Raw genomic sequence first — 17428 nt, 5'->3', positions numbered from 1 at the left:
CCTGCTATATCAAGCGATGCTCAGTTCCCGGACAAATCGTTCCAGATCGTCAATCAGGCCGGAAATGGCCTGCCGATCCTGACGAATTGCCGCAGTTTCCAGGCCGGCACCGAGCTCCGAGATACGATCCAGGCCGTAGGCACTGCCCGAGCCATGCATGTTGTGGCCGGTCAGTTTGATTGTGTCGAAATCGTCATTCGCCACGGCGCGGCGCATCTCGATGAGGTCTTGCTGCCGATGGCTGAGGTAGCGGGCCATCAATTGCCGGGCGAACGGGTCGGCGATATCGACGGTGGTCATGGCTGACATACTCCCCGGCACACGGCCGTGCCGTTCGGCGTAGTTTTCCTGACTATGATCCATGGTTGCAATTGCCTCGCACAATGGCAGGTGGCGATCCGTCGCCGTGGATTGCATCGTACCCGGCTCTGAAGCCTGTCCAGTGCGTCCATTGTGTCGGTTCCTGCGCGCGGATCCGGATTAGTGACAGGGCCAACGGTATTGCAAGCAAAGCCTTCGGTTGTTGGCGCGTCAGGTAAGGTTCCGGAATTATTGGTTTAACTTCCGTTTGGCAGCTTCTGCCAGCTCGTTGGCTTTATCGCGGGCCGCTTGTTCAGCATCTTCGGCCGCTTCCATGGTCTGCTCAGCCAGCTCCGCGGCCTCATCACGTACATCGTCTGCTGCCGATGCAATGTCACTGGCAGCCGATTTCGCCATGTCCTGCGCAGCTTCGCCCATTTCGACACTCTTCTCTTTCACGGCTGCGGCGGCTTTTTCCATCTTCATGCTGGTTGCCGAGTCGTCGTTGTTCTTGCTGCAGGCAGTGGCGGTCAGGATCAGGGCCAAAACAGACAGCAGTTGTGTGGGAGCGCGCATAACGTTTCTCCGCTATCGGGCTGCGCTACCGGTAACGCGCTTTTCAGCGTACCGGCAACGCATCGGCGATTGCTCTAGTAGGTGATTGTTGCGGGCAGTGATTTGGCCTGTTCGATCCAGGACGAGATCACTTTTTCCGAAGGAACCTTGCGAACGAGGCGTTTGGCCTTGTTCACTTCTTCCATTTTAGCGGCAAGATTCTCAGCATTGCGGTGCTTCAGCTCTTTGACGGTATCAACGCCAGCGCCTTCCAGCAGTTCAGCGTACTGGCTTGCTACGCCTTTGATGCGAAACAGATCAGCCATGTTGACGCATTTCAGAATGAGCGACTCGCTAAGCTGGGTTTGTTCTGCGAGTTTCGCCCGGCCTTTCTTGTCGCTGCCTGCTTTCAGCAGTTTGTCGACGCTGCTCACGCCGTTCTTACGAAGAATCGCTCCCGTTTTGGGGCCGATGCCCTCGATGTCTTCGATTCTCTTTGCCATTTCTTGCTCCAATATATGTTTGGTATTGATACGCAGTCGTTGCTACGGCTGTGTGGACGGTTCTTCCTTCGAATTGCAGTCTAAGCCGATATCTTCGTGGCGCGCTTTTGTTGACAATATTTCACAAAGCGCCGGTCGGCGAACAGAGTGCTTAACGCAGGACGAACGTTACCTTCAGGTTGACGCGGTACTCATCAATCTTGCCGTTCTTGCAGGTGACCTTCATGTCCTGAACCCAGGCACCTTCGATATTTTCCAGCGTCTCGCTGGCGCGTTTGATGCCGTTCTCTATGGCATCTTCAAAACTCATTTTTGACGACGAAGTAAGCTCCGTGACGCGTGCTACTGACATTGCAATTCTCCTGTTTTCGGGTGTTTGGCGATTGCCATCGCAGTGAGTCGTGCGTGACCGCACATTATCGTGAAGCACAATAACAGGCGGTGCTGCTTCTGAATGTGAACATTGGTTACGCTACTCGGCTCGCGCCGATTTGCAATAAATGCATTGCAGATGGGCCGGGACAGGCCGCAATTGCTACGAATGCCACGTTCCTGGTGCCTGATGCTGCGCATCGGTGCTGGCGTTACTTGACGCGCAACAACAGCCGTTCAATGATTAGTCAATCGCAAAGCTGGCGGCGCGCTACCCGCGCTGACTCACAGTCGACGATTTTTCGGCCTGAAGCCCATGAATGAGCCAGAAAAGGAATACGCCTCGCCACCCTGTTCCTTGCAGGATTGGCAGACCGGTGAGCACACGTCCGTTGCGGCCGATATAGCGAGTTGGCGTGACAATGAGCGGAAACGCTTGCTGGCACAGCGCCGTGCTATGGATTCCGCCGCGCGGCTGAGCCACGATCAATCGATCATGGCGCATCTGGATCAATACCTGCTGGCGCTGATCGGCAGCGGCGAGCAGCCGCTCATTGCTGTCTATTGGCCGATTCGGGGGGAACCTGACCTGCGACGCTGGTATTCGCAGGCGGCCGGGCGGGGCTGGCGGCTGGCTTTGCCGGCAGTAGTCAGGCGCGATGCGGCGCTCAGCTTCCGTAGCTGGTGCCCTGGTGACGAACTGCGGCCGGATTTGCTGAATATTCCGGCGCCGGCCGCCTGCGACGAAGTGGAACCGGCCGTAATAATCACGCCGTTTGTCGGCTATGACCGCGGCGGTTACCGACTGGGCAATGGCGGCGGCTATTACGACCGCAGTTTGCCGGCCATGGCTCGCATGCCGCAGCTGATCGCCGTTGGCGATCATTTTGGCGCCTTACGCAGCATTTACCCGCAGCCGCACGATATACCCATGAATGCCGTCGTTACCGAGCAGGGTGTGGAGGAATTTGCCAGCCGTACCTAGTGCTGCCGATCGCATTGCCAGGGGGTGTAACAATTGTTCACTGCACATGGTCCGTAATCGGACTAGAGTCATCACCTGAAACAAACACAGCAAGGGGAAAGCTATGGGCTTGTTCGATTTCGCGAAAGATGTTGGCCGCCAGCTGTTCGATACGGACGCAGAGGCTGCCGACAACATCAAACAACACCTCGAAGTCAAAATGACCGGTATCAAAAATATAACGGTCGATTTCGACGATGGTGTGGCTACCGTGTGTGGCGATTGTGACAATCAGAAAACCCGAGAAATGGCGATTCTGATAGCCGGCAATGTCAAAGGCGTCGAAAAGGTCATCGCTGACGGGTTGACTGCGCCCGCGCCGAAACCGGAAGAGCCGGAATCAAAAGACGAGATTTACGAAATCAAGAGCGGTGACACGCTGGGCAAAATTGCCAAACAGTTTTACGGCAGCGCCGGAAAATACATGCGTATCTTCGAGGCAAACCGCGATGTAATTGAAAACCCGGACCGGATCTACCCCGGTCAGAAAATTCGCATTCCGTTGGACTGAACAACCGACTATCAGCTGGGGAAATACGATGGACTTATTGAAATTATTGTCGAGTGCCGGCGGTGACGCTGGTGTCGAGAAGCTGGCCGGGCAACTGGGCCTTTCCTCGACAGCCGATGCCCAGAAACTGATTGCGGCGCTGGGACCTGCGTTGCAGGGCGGCATGCAAAAGCAAGCCGCGTCCGCGGGTGGCCTGGCCAGTCTGCAGAAAGCGCTTGCCAATGGCGGCCACGAACGTTACCTGAAAAACCCCGAGCTGCTCGAAAAAGAAGAGACCCGCGAGGATGGTAATCGCATACTTGGCCACTTGTTCGGCAGCAAGGATGTCAGTCGCAACGTGGCGGCAAGCGCGGCGGAACAAACCGGCTTCGATACCGGTCTCATCAAGAAGGCATTGCCGCTGATCGCCGGCCTCGCCATGGGCGCGATGGGGCGGGCAACAGAAGAAAAGTCCGGCAACGGCGCAGGCGGGCTGGCCGCGTTGACGAGTCTTCTGGGTGGCGATGACAAAGGCAACCCTTTGGGTGACGTAATCGGACTTGCTCGCAAGTTCTTCTGATCCGTTTTCCCTGTTGCGGCGCCTTTGTTAGAGTGCCGGTATTGCTGGCGGCCGTGGTGGCCGCCAGACGCCGTTTTGGAGACAGGAAACGAGATGACAAGAAGGCTACTCGCAATCATGCTGGGCATCGCGCTCAGCCTGAGTGTCTCGAGCAAAGAACAGGTCGCAAAATATTCGGGTAGTGGTTCATTCACCACCGCCGAGTTCGAGGTGACGGCACCGTGGATACTGGACTGGCGTGTGAACAGCGAGTTCCAGGGGTCAATGGCGATCGAAATCTCGTTGGTTGACGGCGGTACCGGTTTTCACAAGGGACTGATTCTGCAGACCAAGCGTCCCGGCAACGGCGTCAGATTGTTTCGGGAAAGCGGCCGGTACCGGTTCAGAATCAGTTCAACCCTCGCGCGCTGGGATCTGAAGGTAGAAGAACTCACGCGCGAAGAGGCTGAACAGTACACGCCGCGCTGAGCCATTCGCTTGCCGCTCAATCAATCGTCATCTGACGAGGTCACCATGAACAAATCCGTTTGTCTTGCACTCGTTGCGATACTGGCGCTGAGCAGCACGCCGCTCGCCCTGGCCGACAGCAATACACTGCGGCCGGTGCATACCTACTCCATTGTTGCGCGCGATGCCGCGACCGGGGAACTCGGCGTGGCCGTGCAGTCGCACTGGTTTTCCGTCGGCTCCATTGTGTCCTGGGCACAGCCGGGCGTCGGTGCCGTAGCGACCCAGTCTTTCGTCGATCCGAATTACGGGCCGCTGGGCTTGCAGCTGATGAGCGCCGGAAAATCGGCAGAACAGGCGCTGATGGCATTGCTCGCAGCGGATGGCAACGCCGACGTTCGTCAGGTCGGCATGGTCGATGCCAACGGCGTGGTGGCGACCCACACCGGTGAGAAGGCCATTGATGCGCATTGCGATGCCGCCGGCGACGGCTACACCGTGCAGGCCAACCTGATGTGGAAACCGACGGTATGTGCGGCGATGCAGCGGGCCTATCTCGCATCGCAAGGCGATCTTGCCGAGCGCATGCTGGCGGCGCTGGAAGCGGCTCAGGCTGACGGCGGTGATATTCGCGGCCAGCAATCGGCTGCACTGCTGGTGGTCAGTGGTGATGCCTCGCAACCTGCCTGGGGTGGCCGGCTGTTCGACTTGCGCATAGAAGATCACCCCGAACCGCTGGTCGAGCTGCGCCGCCTGCTGGTGATGGCACGCGCCTACCGGTTGATGAACGAAGGCGATGAGTACATGGCCAACGGTGACAGTGAGCGGGCGACGGTGGCCTACCGCGCGGCGTCAGCGCTGGTGCCGGACAGTCACGAGATGATTTTCTGGCACGCCGCGACGCTGGCCGCTGACGGCAAAGTGGACGAATCCTTGCCCTTGTTCAGCGAAGCCTTCGCCATGTGGCCGCTGTGGCGCGAACTGGTGCAACGCTTGCCGGCGTCGGACTTGCTGCCCGATGATCCGGCCTTGATGCAGCGCATACTGGCCGTCGACTAGCTTCGGTACCGGACATGGCGCAGTTTTCCTGCACGACCACACGCTGCCTCATGCTTTCATAGGCTGCCGTTGCCAGTAGGTCAGTGAGCGCCACAGCCACTCCGCCGGTCCGAACCGATAGCGTGCCAGCCACCAGGGGCTGAGTAGCAGTTGCAGACCCAGCATGCCGGCAACAAACAGCATCTGCGCAGCGCGCGGAACGCTGCCATACAGGCCCAGCCCGTGGCCGTAGAAAATGGTGGTCATCACGATGGAGTGCATGAGGTAGTTGCTGAATGCCATGCGACCTACCGCCGCAAACCGTGCGCTTAAATTACGCAGCGCGCCTTTCTTAACGATGCCTATGACCAGACCGATATGGCCCAGCGCCACCAGGATGCTGCCGATGTAGTTCGCGATACCGCCGCGCTGCATCATGTACAGACCACTGAAGTCGTGCGCGTGCAAGTCCATGGCGCTGTATATCGACAGAGGCAGGCCAATGCCGTAGCCAATCAGCATCAGCCGCGTGTAAAAGCCGGGAGTTCGGCTGCCGGAAAACACACCGAGTTTCATCAGCGCCATGCCGATCAGCATGAGCGCGCCGATGCGCCATACCGCAAACCAGATCGTCATGTTGATTTGCATGGCCTGCAGAATCGGCGCCCGGTGCTTGACAGCATCTCCGTAAGTGCCGAGATAGGCATCCAGATCTTCCTGCAGCGTTTCGTCACTGGGTTCCAGGAAGGCACCGATTTCTGCCCATTCGTCGAGGCTGGCCTGCTGCTCTTCGCTGATCGTTTCGCCGGCTTGCTGCAGGGCCGTGATGTTCGCGGTCCGGCTTTGCAGGTCGGAAAGGTAGATGTAGCCACCGTGATTCAATAGCAGCGCGACCGGCAGCAACAGACAGGCGACGATTATCAGCGTACGAGCCTGCAACTTGCGCATCGGGTAGATGAGCATGCCCATCAATGCGTAGTGAAACAGGATGTCGCCAAACCAGATCAGGTAGCCATGGATCAGCCCGATCACCAGCAGCCAGAACATCCGACGGTAGTAAATGCGACCGAATTTCGCGTCGCGGGCCCTGGCCCGTTCCCACATGAGCACGATGCCTGCACCGAACAACATCGAGAAGATGGTCATGAATTTCTGGTCGGCGATGACGTGGGTCGCGAACCACGTGCCGATGTTGTACCACTCCATGCCACCCATCACGAGCGGATTGCTGTAGGCCGCGAAGGGCATCGCAAAGCCGTAGATGTTCATGATCAGGATACCGAGCACGGCGACGCCCCGCAGGGTATCGATCGTGCCGAAGCGTTCCGCCAGTGTGACGGGACCGGGAATCTGATCCGGGGTTGCCGGGATGGGTTGGGTGCTCATTGCCTTGCTCGCGTTATTATCTGGCGGAGTCGGAGCATAGCCGAACGGCCGCCACAGACTGACCGGTCCGGCGCGGTTATTTCATCGGCTGGGTGCAAAAGCCGCTGGTCGCCTGCAAGGCCCATCCGCGATGATCGGGGCTGGGTCAGGGCAGTTCGATATACACGCGGCGGTTTCGACTACCCTTTTTCTCCACTTTGCTGACGACTATCGCGCCTACCTCGCCGGTTGATCGCAGGTGAGTGCCACCGCACGGTTGCAAGTCGATACCCTCGATCTCCAGCAAGCGGATCTTGCCGGCGCCTTTGGGCGGTTGTACTGACATGGTTCGCACGAGCTCGGGTTGCGCGGCAAGTTCTTCATCAGTGATCCAGCGCGAAGTGACGGGCGTGTCGGCATCCACCAGAGCCTGCAGTTTGGCGGTGACAGCGTCTTTGTCGACAGTGTCCTGCATGTCAAAGTCGAGTCGGCTGCGATCCGCGGCGATATTGCCGCCGGTCACCCCGTACTGGAGTACCGTTCCCAGCAGGTGCAGTGCCGTGTGCATGCGCATATGGCGGTAGCGGCGATCCCAGTCCACGATCGCTTTTATTCCTATGCCGGCCGGCGGTGCATCCGCTTCGCTCTCAAGGATATGCCGAATGGCACCGCGGTCGCCGTAACGGGTGTCGACCACGGTGGCTTCGCCGCCGTCCCAGCGCAAGATGCCGGTATCCCCGGGTTGCCCGCCGCCCATGGCATAGAACACCGTTCGATCAAGTATGACCGCGTTACCTTCGACATCCAGCACCGTGGCTTCGCAGTCGCGAAGATAGGCGTCGTCACGAAACAAGGTTTCCGTCATGCTCATTTCAGGTTTCCTGTGCGCAGTGAGTGTCCAAAACAATTTACTCTGTCGAAGCAGGAGAGGGCAACGCCGGCAGCTGACAGCGGCCACGCATCCTGACATCATCCGCGGCCATGACTGCTGCACTGCAATTGCGCCACTCGCTGCATGCCTGCCCCGATCTGTCGGGTTCCGAGCATGCGACAGCCGCGCGCATCCGTGATTTTTTCGCGCCACTCTGGCCGGACGCCGTGTTCAGCGGGCTGGGCGGCAGCGGTGTCGCTTTCGTATTCGACTCCGGGGTGGCGGGTGACACGCTCATGTTGCGCTGTGAGCTGGACGCTTTGCCGGTGCAGGAGTCGGCCGATCTGCCGTGGCATTCAACCCGCATGGGCGTATCCCACAAGTGCGGCCACGACGGTCACATGGCCATTCTGGCGATGGTTGGCGAGCGGCTTGCCCGACAACGGCCGGCAAGGGGGCGGGTTGTACTGCTATACCAGCCAGCGGAGGAAACCGGAGTCGGCGCGCAGCAGGTCACAGCTGATCCGCAATTTTTCAGGATTCGCCCCGATCTGGTTTTCGGTCTGCACAACGTGCCGGGTTTTCCAGCAGGCCAGATCATCGTGCGTGAAGGAACGTTTTCCTGCGCCTCGCGAGGCATGCGGGTGCGCCTGACGGGCAAGGCCGCGCACGCGGCCCAACCGGAAACCGGCAGCAGTCCGGCAGCCGCAGTGGCCCGTATCCTCGACGCCAGCGACAACGTGGCAGCCGCGCTCGCCGCGGATGAGCTGGTTCTTGCGACGGTGGTCGGGGTGAGCATGGGCGGCCCGAACTTCGGGATGGCGCCCGCTGCGGCGGAAGTCTGCGTGACGCTACGCGCGGAAACCGATGCGACGATGCGTCGCCTGGTGCAACATTTCGAAACCCTTGTGCGGCATGAGGCCGGGCGTTGCGGCCTGCAGTTCGACATTGACTACCAGGACGTGTTTGATGCGACGGTGAATTCACCGGCGGCCGTGGATATTGTCAGGCAGGCATCCGTTGGAATGTCGCTGGCTGAAATAGCCGAACCGTTTCGCTGGTCGGAAGACTTCGGCCGGTTTACCCAGTTGGGTGCTGGCGCTTTCTTCGGTCTCGGCGCCGGCGAAACGGTGCCGGCATTGCACAATGACGATTACGATTTCCCCGATGCTCTGCTACAGCAAGGTGCGCACGTGTTCCTGAAAATTATCGATATATGCCTCGGCAGCAACAATCATGACTGAGTCTGTGCGGCGCGACGGACGGCCGTTCATAAAAATGCACGGCCTGCGCAATCATTTCGTGATCGTGGACGTGCGTAACGATGCCTGGTCGCCGGCTGTCGAGGAGATTGTTCGAATTTGCGATGTGCAAACCGGGGTTGGCGCGGACCAGCTCATACTTATTGAGCAGGCAGATTCCGCGCTGGCATTCATGCGCATTCTGAACACTGACGGGCGGGAAGCGGAAGCCTGCGGCAACGCGACTCGCTGTGTGGCGTGGTTGCTTCTTGAGGAGACGGGCAGCGACAGCGTGCTGCTCGAAACGCGGGCCGGCGTGTTGCGTTGTGACCGGGCCGGAGATCAACAGGTGCGTTGCGAGATGGGCAAGGTGAGCATGGATTGGCAACGGATCCCGCTCGCTGCGGCTGAAGACACCCTGCATCTCGGCATAGGCGCGGGCGAGTTGCAGGACCCGGCCGCTGTCAATGTGGGCAATCCACACGCGGTATTCTTTGTTGACGATCTGGATGCCATCGACATCAGAACGCTGGGACCGGTGATACAGCAGAATCCGGTGTTTCCGCAGCAGGCAAATGTTGGTATTGCGCAGTTGCTGAATAACGACCGAATCCGCCTCGTCGTTTTCGAGCGTGGCGCCGGGCTGACCATGGCATGTGGCAGCGGCGCTTGTGCGGCCGTGTTCGCAGCGCGAGCGCGCGGCTTGACCACGGCGGCGCAAGTCACTGTGAGCCTGCCAGGGGGCGATGTGCAGATCGAAATTCGCGATGACGATGTAGCTGTGATGACAGGGCCGGTGGCATTCAGTTTTGCCGGGATGTTATACGAGCCGTGATTTTTGTAGTGAGTTGCCGCTGAATCGCAACAGCAATCCAACGAGGTGTGCCAGTGACCAGACCATTGAAACTGATCTTTGTTTTTGCAGTTCTGAGTGTCGCAGCCTGCAGCACCGGAACAGGAGGGAGTAACTTGGCGGCGGATGTGGACAATCTGTTCAGTCGCTATCAGGGCGACGACGTGCCGGGTGCGGCAGTCATGGTTATACGTGACGGTGATGTGGTGCTGGAACGGACCTACGGCATGGCAAACCTTGAAGACGGCATTGCCATTGCACCGACGAGCAACTTTCGTTTGGCATCCATCACCAAGCAGTTCACGGCCAGCAGCATCATGCTGCTGGTCGAGCAGGGCAAGCTGAGTCTTGATGACACATTGTCGGACTCATTCGATGAGTTTCCTGCCTACGGCCGCGAAATTACCCTGCGTCATTTGCTGCAGCACAACTCGGGTCTGATCGACTACGAGGGCATGATTCCCGACGATTATGCAGGACAGGTATCTGACCGCGATGCCTTGCGCATGATGTACGACGTCAGCGAAACCTATTTCCCGCCGGGTAGCGAGTACCGCTACAGCAATACTGGGTACGCGGTGTTGGCGATGCTGATCGAAGATATTACGGGAATGCCATTCGCCCGGTTCCTCCAAGAACACATATTTGAACCGCTGGGTATGGACAACACGGTCGCGTACCAGCGCGGTGTGTCAACCGTGGCCAATCGCGCCTACGGTTACACCGTCGACAACGGCAAAGTCAGCTTCTCCGATCAAAGCACAACAAGTGCCGTGCTGGGCGATGGTGGTATTTACACGTCACTGCGTGACTACTACAAGTGGGATCAGGCACTGTACACGGAGCGGATCCTGTCCCAAAAATCGTTGCGGCAAATGTGGACCGGAAATTTTGGCGACTACGGGCTCGGGTGGCGGGTTGATCGCAAGAACGGGCACCGCCGACTGCACCACGATGGCAGTACCAGTGGTTTTCGCAACTACGTCATTCGCTATCCTGACCACAGAATGACCGTACTGGTTCTCACCAACCGGCGCGGTCCGGATGTCAAACCACTTGCTGAGGCCGTGGCCGAACTCTACCTGCCATAAAAAAACCGGCGATCAAAAGGCGATCGCCGGCATTGCCCAAACGGTCTCGATCCAACTTCGAGCCCGATCTGACGCGTGAATTGAGTCCGGTGTAATCCGGGGGGGCGGAACTCAATGTCTACGGCAACGAGTCTATCGGTGAATTCCTGCGGTCCGGCCAAATGCAACAATCGTTAACAAACGCCAGACCCTGACTGAACTGCTGAACCGGAAACGGCCGATTGCCGTTTGGCGACGGCCGGTCTGCTGTTTGCGGGTTCGATCAAATGCCGGTTCCGAGTTTCCTGAGCATATACAGCGGCGCGTAGTTGCTGTCTGTAGGCAGGCCGTTTTTTGCCGCATGACTGGACTGCCAGCAGTGTAAGTTTGCCGAAAGGACCGTCGAACCCTGCACTGTAGTAGCCCTCGTCCTGCAGTGCTTTCTGCAAAGCTCTGGCAGTTGCCGGAGTTCCCCGGACGCGCTACTCAATCGTCTTGTAGGTTGCCGGTATCTCGACCGGGCACATCAGCTCGCCCGTGACGGTCGTCGTTTGGGCGAGAAAATTCGGGACAGAAAGGCGCAACAGGACGCAATGCCACAATGGCGGATTCCGTAGCGTTCAGTGGCAGTTGGCCTAAGCGATCGACCACGGGTCAGCACGACCTGCAGTGACGAATCTCCCGGTGGCAGCGCTTGTACTGTTTCGCAGCAAGTTGCGACCGTGAAAACGGCTCAGGCAAACAGGCCAAGCAGAAAAAAGCCGACTGCCGAAATGGCGGCGGCGAGCAGCGCATACGGCAATTGAGTCCGCACATGGTCGATGTGATCGGTGGCGGAGGCCATGGAGGCGACGACCGTTGTGTCGCTGATTGGTGATGCATGGTCACCGAAGATAGCACCCGAAATCGCCGCGCCCAGCATCAGCGGAACGGGTAATCCCAGTGTGGTGGCGATGGGGATGGCGATCGGAATCATGATGGCAAACGTGCCCCAGCTCGAGCCTACCGAAAACGCGATGAACGCCGAGGTGAGGAACACCAGCGGTGCGAGCATCGGCTCCGGGACAGTCGCGCCGACCACACCGGCAACGTACGGCCCGGTGCCCAGCAGCTTGGCGACGTCGCCGAGCGCCAGTGCGAGCAACAGTATGGTCGCTATTGGCAACAGCGCACCGGCGCCTTTCATGAACACGCGCATGAGTTCATTGATCGTGGTCTGACCGCGCGCCAGCATCAGTACCCAGCTGACCAAAATGGCGAAACTGATGGCCCACAGAATGGATTCTGAACCGGAGCCTTCAATGATGCTGCCGTTGCCAGTGATATAGAGGCCAATTGGCATCATCAGAATCATGGCGAGTATGGGCAGCATCATGAGGTAGGCAGGCGGTGGCGGTTCGCCTTCGTGCCCGGCGTCCTGTTCGGCCGATACGTCTACCATTGGAGTCGCGCCGGGCCACAGGAATTCGCCGCGTGCGGTGCGTTCTTCAGCCGCTTTCATCGGCCCGATATTGATGTTCTTCCAGATAACGACCGCGGACAAGATGATGGCCGTGATCGCGTACAAGTTGTACGGAATTGAGGAGATGAAGACTGGCAGCGGGTCTTCAATGCCGGTGGCGGCAACCAGTCCAATGATGACTGCGCCCCAGGCATTGAGCGGAATCATGACGCACACCGGTGCTGAGGTTGCATCAATAAGGTAGGCCAGCTTCTCGCGGGAAATCCGGTAGCGATCAAACAGCGGGCGGCTGACTGCACCGGCGACCAGCAAAGTGATATTTGATTCGATGAAAATAACGATGCCGGTCAACCAGGCCAGTACCTGTGCGCGAACACGGTTGTGCACAAAGCGCCGCGACTCCAGGAAATGCACGAAGCCGCGAACGCCGCCCGATTCTTCAATGGTTGCGATCAGCGAGCCGATGAGCAGCGTGAACACCAGTACCCGGGTGTCGCCCGGATCGGTGAAGACGTTCATGACGCCATCCAGTCCGGCGGTCACGCCAAGCAATGGGTTGAATCCATTCAGGATGAGAAAGCCCATCCAGATGCCGGCGAACAATGACAGTATGACCTGCTTGCTCCAGATGGCGAGCGCGATAGCAAGCAGCGGTGGAAGTACGGAAAGCCAGCCGGGATCAGTCATGGAGTAAACTGTCTGCCTTGTTATTGGTGTCGATCAACTCTAACGGTTTGTCCGCATTCTTGCGAATTACAAACGGTGCGCGGTGTTGAAGCCATCCAGAAACGCAGAGAGGTTGGCGCCCAAAGACTCGGACAGGTAGCCGCCTTCCTGCACCAGTACCGTTGGCAGGGCACAGCGTCCGATTGCCTGACCGATCCGGCCAAAGCCGGGCGTGGTAATTGCGAGACCCTCGAAGGGGTCTGCCTCGTGGGCGTCCAGGCCGAGCGCGATGATCAGCGCGCCGGGATCGAACGCTGCAATTCGTGCCAGTGCGCCGTCGAGCGCGCGCAGGTAGTCGTCATCGGCGGTACGGCGTGCCAGCGGGATATTCAGGTTGTAGCCGAGACCGGCACCTTCACCGCGTTCGTCACGATGACCCCAGAAGAACGGATAGAAGCGTACCGGGTCCGCGTGCAGCGAAACGGTCAGCACGTCATCGCGACCGTAAAAAACGCTTTGCGTGCCATTGCCGTGATGCACGTCAATGTCGAGTATGGCCACCCGCATGTGTTGCATCAGCAGCGCTTCGGCGGCGATTGCCGCATTGCTTAGATAACAAAATCCGCCGGCAATCTCGCGGCTCGCGTGGTGCCCTGGCGGCCGGCACAGCGCGTAACTCGCAGCGGCGCCTTCGACCACCAGCATTGCAGCGTGGGCCGCGCTGTGGGCACTCCAGCAAACACTTTCCCAAGTGTTGGCCGTGATCGGCGCGGAGGTGTCGTAGTGGTGCCAGCCAACCTGACCGACGGCGGAGAGCGGATAGCCACCGTCACGCCGGTCCGGATGTATGTTCGGCGTGACCTCGGCAGCAGCGCCTTCGATGCGCGACCAGCGGGTATGTATGTTCTGCAAATAGTGCAGGTATTCGGGCGAGTGCACCTGGGCGATGAACTGCAGCCCGTAATCGTCAGGTTTCTCCAGCTTCAGACCAGATTGCTTGGCCGCTGACAACAGTCGCATTGCCCGTTCCGGTACTTCCGGATTCGGCTGCGGTGCGCCGGAAGACAGAAACGATTTCGGGTCGTGTTTTTTTTGCGCATCCGCAAAAACAACTTTCATTGTATGTGTTCCTTAAGTGTGACGAACGCCAGCCAACGCGGCGAAAGCCTGGTCCGAAATCTGATAAATATCTTCGTCGACACGCGCGACGAAGCCGAGATGTTTGTAGAAGTCCTGCGCACCGGTATTGTCGGTGTCGACCGATAATCGCAGGTGCGTCGCGCCATCGGCACGCGCATGTGTGGCCGTTTCAGCCAGCAAGCGGCGACCAAGTCCTGTGCCGCGCATGCTGTCGTCAACGTACAGGTCTTGCAGGTACGCGCCCAACTCACCCCGCCAGCTGGAAAAATTATAGAACCACAATGACAGACCAACCGCGTCGCCCGATGCTTCGGCCAACAGCACATTGAACGCAGGCGTCGTGCCAAAACCGTAGCGCGCAAAGTCCGCTTCGGTGCTGGTCATCTTGCTGCGTTGTCCGGTTGCTTGTGCGAGCCGAGCGATGAGCAGCGCTATGGTTCCCGCGTCATTCTTATTTGCTCTGCGAATGATGATATTGGCGTCGCCCATGACGCTCCCTGGCGCAATTGTGTGAGACGGTGATCGAATCGCACAGGGTAAGTCAGTCCAGCGGCGCTGTCATCACGATGGTGGGGCCGATCAGTTCGTGCAGGTGTTCAGCTATGTGCGCGGGCATGGACTCTGGCACGGTTCCCTGGCCAATGTAGTGAATTTCGTTGCCGACGATCGCCCCGGTCGTTGCTGTTACGTTTTCGTTGGCGAATTCAATCGTCCTGGCGCTGGTAATCCGGCTTAGTGAGGGATCCAGTGCAAAGCGCATCAATCGCCACGGCCGTGCACCGTGCTGTACGGCAACCAGATCGCCTTCGTACAGGTACATACCGTCGATGCCGTACAGCGGTACGTTGTCCGGTGCCTGCAGGAAGGTCGTCTGACCGTCGCTGATGCGTATTGCAGCGACGCCGGCCGGGTAGGAGGATGTGATCAGTGTCTTGCCATCCGGGGTAACGACGATACCGTTGCTGCCAAATACCGGTTCACTGGTCTCCAGAATTTCGAGACCGTCGCCTGCCGCGGGCACATAGCCGAGCACATCACCGCTGAGATAGATGTCACCGTTGGGCGCAAGCGTGACATCGTTAAAGCCGAAGCCAACGTCGTCGCGGGTGTAAGCGTGCTGCAGTTCACCGCTGTCCAATGCGTAGGCAAACACGCCGCTGACCACCGGCATATCGCTTGCGACACCGTCCAGCAATGTCGTTCGGGTACCAATGACCCAGAGCAGATTGCGGGCTGTATCAACGGTCATGCCGATTGCCGACAGTGGTCCGTCTTTTGCGACAGTCGCAAAAAGCGTGTGCTGTCCGCTGCTTGCAGCCGCGAAAACTTCGCCGTTGCGCATGCTGCCGAAGAAAAATCGCTTGCTGGCGGGGTCCCAGGCGATGCCCTCGGGTAACAAGTCGAGCCGAGATACCGTGAATGTATGCCGACTGTTGCTGATGGGCCGGGTATTGACCGCGGTGCGCGCAAGCAGCTGTTGGAAACGCGGATTGTCCGCAAGGCTGGCGAGATCCGGGTCGTCGGCCATATTGAAATCCACCCGCGCTTCGGTGAGCCAGGTGAGCATTGCCAGTGCCTGCTCCGTTTGGCCTGTGAGTGCGTAGCCGCAAGCGAGGTTGTAACGCGTGTACAGACTGTCCGGGTTCAGTTTGTGCGCGGTTTCGAGTTCCGCTGTGTATTTCCTGAAGTCGCCGGCTTCGTAAGCGGCGCTGGCTGCGCGCAAATGCTGCTGAGATTCGGCAACACCGGATTGCGCGAAGCTGCTGCAGGACAGCAGAAGGGCGGCAACAATTGTGGAGAATTTCGCGGCAGGGTATCGACAATGGACGGACATCGCAGGCGCTCCGGCGGCTTTATCGTATGTTCGTCCCGACCACGAACGAATAGTTCCGGCCGATACCGAATCAAATTTCATAAGGCATTGACGAATCACCGGTTCAGGAGATTGTGCGATACCGCTGGCTATTGCTACTCTTGCGCGTTCAGTAATCTGACATACACTCCCTGGAGATCCGCAATGCCCCGTAAACTCGTAGCTGCAATCCTGACCGTCACTATTGCCAGTGCGTTTTCCTTTACTGCCAGCGCAGAAACATCGGCAGAAGATGCGTTCAAGTACCGAACGTCATTGATGACCGTGTTGCGCGGACATATTGGCGCAGCTTCCATGATCGTACGTGGTCTTGTTGAAGACGACGGTCACCTGATCGAACATGCAGAAGGTCTTGCGAATGGCATGGCGGAATTGCACCGCGTGTTTCAGGAAGGTTCAAAGGTCGGCGACAGTGAAGCACTGCCGGCAATCTGGGCGCAGCCGGAAAAATTTGCTGCAGCACTGGACGCCGCTGAAAAGGCCAGTGAAAACTTCGTCAGCGTAGTGGCCGATGGCGGCGATGTTGGCTCGGCATTCCGTGATCTTGGCAAGACTTGCAGCGGCTGCCACGACGATTTCCGCGTAGCTCACTAACAAAGGGCCGATACTGTTGGTGATACCAGGGTTGAGCGCGACCGCCCGCGCGATCGTCTTGTTATCCGCCGTGCTGCCATTATGGGCAGTCGCAGAGGATGACAGTCTGTCGCGCGGGGAATACCTCGTTCATGCCGGCGGCTGTATCACCTGTCACACCAGTGACAGTGATGATGCGCCACCTCTGGCTGGCGGTCGCGCGCTGGTATCGCCCTTCGGCACCTTTTATTCGCCGAATATAACGCCACACAAGGAAACCGGCATCGGCCGCTGGTCCGATGACGATTTCGTTCAGGCCGTTCACGATGGATTGAATCCTGACGGCGCGAGTTACTTCCCTGCGTTCCCGTACCCTTCCTATACCGGCATGAGCCGTGCCGATGTACTCGACATCAAGGCGTATTTGTTCAGCCTGCCGCCGGTAGAACAGGCCAACCGGGACCACGACCTGCCGTTCTACATGTCGACCCGGCTGGCGGCCAAAGTCTGGCGCAGCCTTTATTTTGAATCGCAACGCTTCGAAAACGATTCGGCACAGAGCGCCGAGTGGAACCGCGGCGCATACCTGGTACGGCATCTCGGGCATTGCGGTGAATGTCATACGCCGCGCAAGGCGCTGGGTGCGGTCAATAACGATCGCGAACTGGCCGGCAACCCGGACGGCAGCGATGGCGAGCGCATCCCCAATATCACACCGCACAAAGACGATGGTATCGGTGGCTGGTCACGCAGCGATATCGAGTATTTTCTGGACACGGGCATGTTGCCCGATGGCGATTTCAGCGGCAGCTCCATGGGCGCCGTTATCGATGACAATACAAGTAAACTGACTCGCGAAGATCGCCTGGCTATTGCGACTTACCTGCAGTCACTGCCGGCGCTCGCCGACCAAGACTGACCAGGAGTACCGTGGCAAACGGCTGATCGCCGTTGCGCTGGCGGCCTGTGTTGCGGCCTGTTCCTGCGGCGAGCAAAAAGAACGCA

At 58.7% G+C, this 17428-nt stretch carries 20 protein-coding genes; 10 read left to right on the top strand and 10 right to left on the bottom strand.

All coding sequences use genetic code 11. The features are described 5' to 3' along the window. Positions 1–9: 9 nt before the first annotated feature. The 4 genes from BA177_RS15890 to BA177_RS15875 form a co-directional block, all read right to left on the bottom strand. The gene (locus BA177_RS15890; protein WP_082990185.1) at positions 10–417 is read right to left on the bottom strand and encodes an Hpt domain-containing protein; all 408 of its coding nucleotides are present in this window, start codon (positions 415–417) and stop codon (positions 10–12) included. Positions 418–549: 132 nt separating this feature from the next. After that, entirely contained in the window at positions 550–876 is a 327-nt protein-coding gene (locus tag BA177_RS15885) for a hypothetical protein (protein ID WP_156762860.1), read from the bottom strand. Positions 877–950: 74 nt separating this feature from the next. Beyond that, complete coding sequence (locus BA177_RS15880; protein WP_068617808.1) at positions 951–1358, bottom strand: DUF4332 domain-containing protein; 408 nt, start codon at positions 1356–1358, stop codon at positions 951–953. A gap of 151 nt (positions 1359–1509) precedes the next feature. Continuing rightward, positions 1510–1710 (bottom strand): dodecin family protein, encoded by a 201-nt coding sequence (locus tag BA177_RS15875; RefSeq protein WP_068617805.1) that lies wholly within the window; start codon positions 1708–1710, stop codon positions 1510–1512. Between the two features lie 336 nt (positions 1711–2046). On the opposite strand from BA177_RS15875, the gene BA177_RS15865 reads away from it, so the two are divergent. The 5 genes from BA177_RS15865 (at position 2047) to BA177_RS15845 (ending at position 5330) form a co-directional block, all read left to right on the top strand. Then, complete coding sequence (locus BA177_RS15865; RefSeq protein ID WP_068617801.1) at positions 2047–2715, top strand: 5-formyltetrahydrofolate cyclo-ligase; 669 nt, start codon at positions 2047–2049, stop codon at positions 2713–2715. Between the two features lie 103 nt (positions 2716–2818). Further along, a complete protein-coding gene (gene lysM / locus BA177_RS15860; RefSeq protein ID WP_068617799.1) occupies positions 2819–3265 on the top strand; it encodes a peptidoglycan-binding protein LysM in 447 nt (148 codons plus the stop codon). Positions 3266–3293: 28 nt separating this feature from the next. Further along, on the top strand, positions 3294–3824 hold the full coding sequence (locus BA177_RS15855; RefSeq protein ID WP_068617797.1) for a DUF937 domain-containing protein: 531 nt from the start codon (positions 3294–3296) through the stop codon (positions 3822–3824). Positions 3825–3917: 93 nt separating this feature from the next. Next, complete coding sequence (locus BA177_RS15850) at positions 3918–4292, top strand: hypothetical protein (RefSeq protein ID WP_156762859.1); 375 nt, start codon at positions 3918–3920, stop codon at positions 4290–4292. Between the two features lie 45 nt (positions 4293–4337). Further along, positions 4338–5330 carry a DUF1028 domain-containing protein gene (locus BA177_RS15845; protein ID WP_068617793.1) on the top strand — a complete coding sequence of 331 codons (993 nt, stop codon included), beginning with the start codon at positions 4338–4340 and terminating at the stop codon, positions 5328–5330. 48 nt (positions 5331–5378) lie between these two features. Here BA177_RS15845 and BA177_RS15840 read toward each other — a convergent pair whose 3' ends face one another. Both BA177_RS15840 and BA177_RS15835 read right to left on the bottom strand, forming a co-directional pair. Next, the gene (locus BA177_RS15840) at positions 5379–6695 is read right to left on the bottom strand and encodes a DUF418 domain-containing protein (protein ID WP_068617791.1); all 1317 of its coding nucleotides are present in this window, start codon (positions 6693–6695) and stop codon (positions 5379–5381) included. A 145-nt stretch (positions 6696–6840) separates the two neighbouring features. Further along, positions 6841–7545: an alanyl-tRNA editing protein gene (locus BA177_RS15835; protein WP_197493162.1), complete on the bottom strand. Its 705-nt coding sequence runs from the start codon at positions 7543–7545 to the stop codon at positions 6841–6843. Between the two features lie 110 nt (positions 7546–7655). On the opposite strand from BA177_RS15835, the gene BA177_RS15830 reads away from it, so the two are divergent. The 3 genes from BA177_RS15830 to BA177_RS15820 all read left to right on the top strand — a co-directional run bounded on the left by BA177_RS15830 (position 7656) and on the right by BA177_RS15820 (position 10730). After that, on the top strand, positions 7656–8789 hold the full coding sequence (locus tag BA177_RS15830; protein ID WP_068617788.1) for an amidohydrolase: 1134 nt from the start codon (positions 7656–7658) through the stop codon (positions 8787–8789). Beyond that, positions 8782–9621: a diaminopimelate epimerase gene (dapF, locus tag BA177_RS15825; RefSeq protein ID WP_068617786.1), complete on the top strand. Its 840-nt coding sequence runs from the start codon at positions 8782–8784 to the stop codon at positions 9619–9621. Before BA177_RS15830 ends, dapF begins: the two co-directional genes overlap by 8 nt. A gap of 134 nt (positions 9622–9755) precedes the next feature. Further along, a complete protein-coding gene (locus BA177_RS15820; protein WP_068619522.1) occupies positions 9756–10730 on the top strand; it encodes a serine hydrolase domain-containing protein in 975 nt (324 codons plus the stop codon). Positions 10731–11442: 712 nt separating this feature from the next. Here the strand turns inward: BA177_RS15820 and BA177_RS15810 are convergent. The 4 genes from BA177_RS15810 to BA177_RS15795 all read right to left on the bottom strand — a co-directional run bounded on the left by BA177_RS15810 (position 11443) and on the right by BA177_RS15795 (position 15811). Continuing rightward, on the bottom strand, positions 11443–12858 hold the full coding sequence (locus BA177_RS15810; RefSeq protein ID WP_068617782.1) for a Na+/H+ antiporter NhaC family protein: 1416 nt from the start codon (positions 12856–12858) through the stop codon (positions 11443–11445). A 66-nt stretch (positions 12859–12924) separates the two neighbouring features. Then, complete coding sequence (locus BA177_RS15805) at positions 12925–13956, bottom strand: histone deacetylase family protein (RefSeq protein ID WP_068617780.1); 1032 nt, start codon at positions 13954–13956, stop codon at positions 12925–12927. A gap of 12 nt (positions 13957–13968) precedes the next feature. Next, complete coding sequence (locus BA177_RS15800; protein ID WP_068617778.1) at positions 13969–14466, bottom strand: GNAT family N-acetyltransferase; 498 nt, start codon at positions 14464–14466, stop codon at positions 13969–13971. Between the two features lie 52 nt (positions 14467–14518). After that, the gene (locus BA177_RS15795; RefSeq protein WP_197493160.1) at positions 14519–15811 is read right to left on the bottom strand and encodes a TPR end-of-group domain-containing protein; all 1293 of its coding nucleotides are present in this window, start codon (positions 15809–15811) and stop codon (positions 14519–14521) included. A gap of 183 nt (positions 15812–15994) precedes the next feature. Here BA177_RS15795 and BA177_RS18815 point away from each other — a divergent pair, with 183 nt between their 5' ends. Both BA177_RS18815 and BA177_RS15785 read left to right on the top strand, forming a co-directional pair. Further along, positions 15995–16444 carry a c-type cytochrome gene (locus BA177_RS18815; RefSeq protein WP_068617774.1) on the top strand — a complete coding sequence of 150 codons (450 nt, stop codon included), beginning with the start codon at positions 15995–15997 and terminating at the stop codon, positions 16442–16444. A gap of 31 nt (positions 16445–16475) precedes the next feature. Then, positions 16476–17342, top strand: coding sequence for a c-type cytochrome (locus tag BA177_RS15785; protein ID WP_231892462.1), 867 nt, complete (start codon positions 16476–16478; stop codon positions 17340–17342). Positions 17343–17428: the final 86 nt, after the last annotated feature.

The sequence above is a fragment of the Woeseia oceani genome (assembly GCF_001677435.1).
Lineage (GTDB): Bacteria > Pseudomonadota > Gammaproteobacteria > Steroidobacterales > Woeseiaceae > Woeseia > Woeseia oceani.
This window is presented reverse-complemented; position numbering and strand designations above follow the sequence as displayed.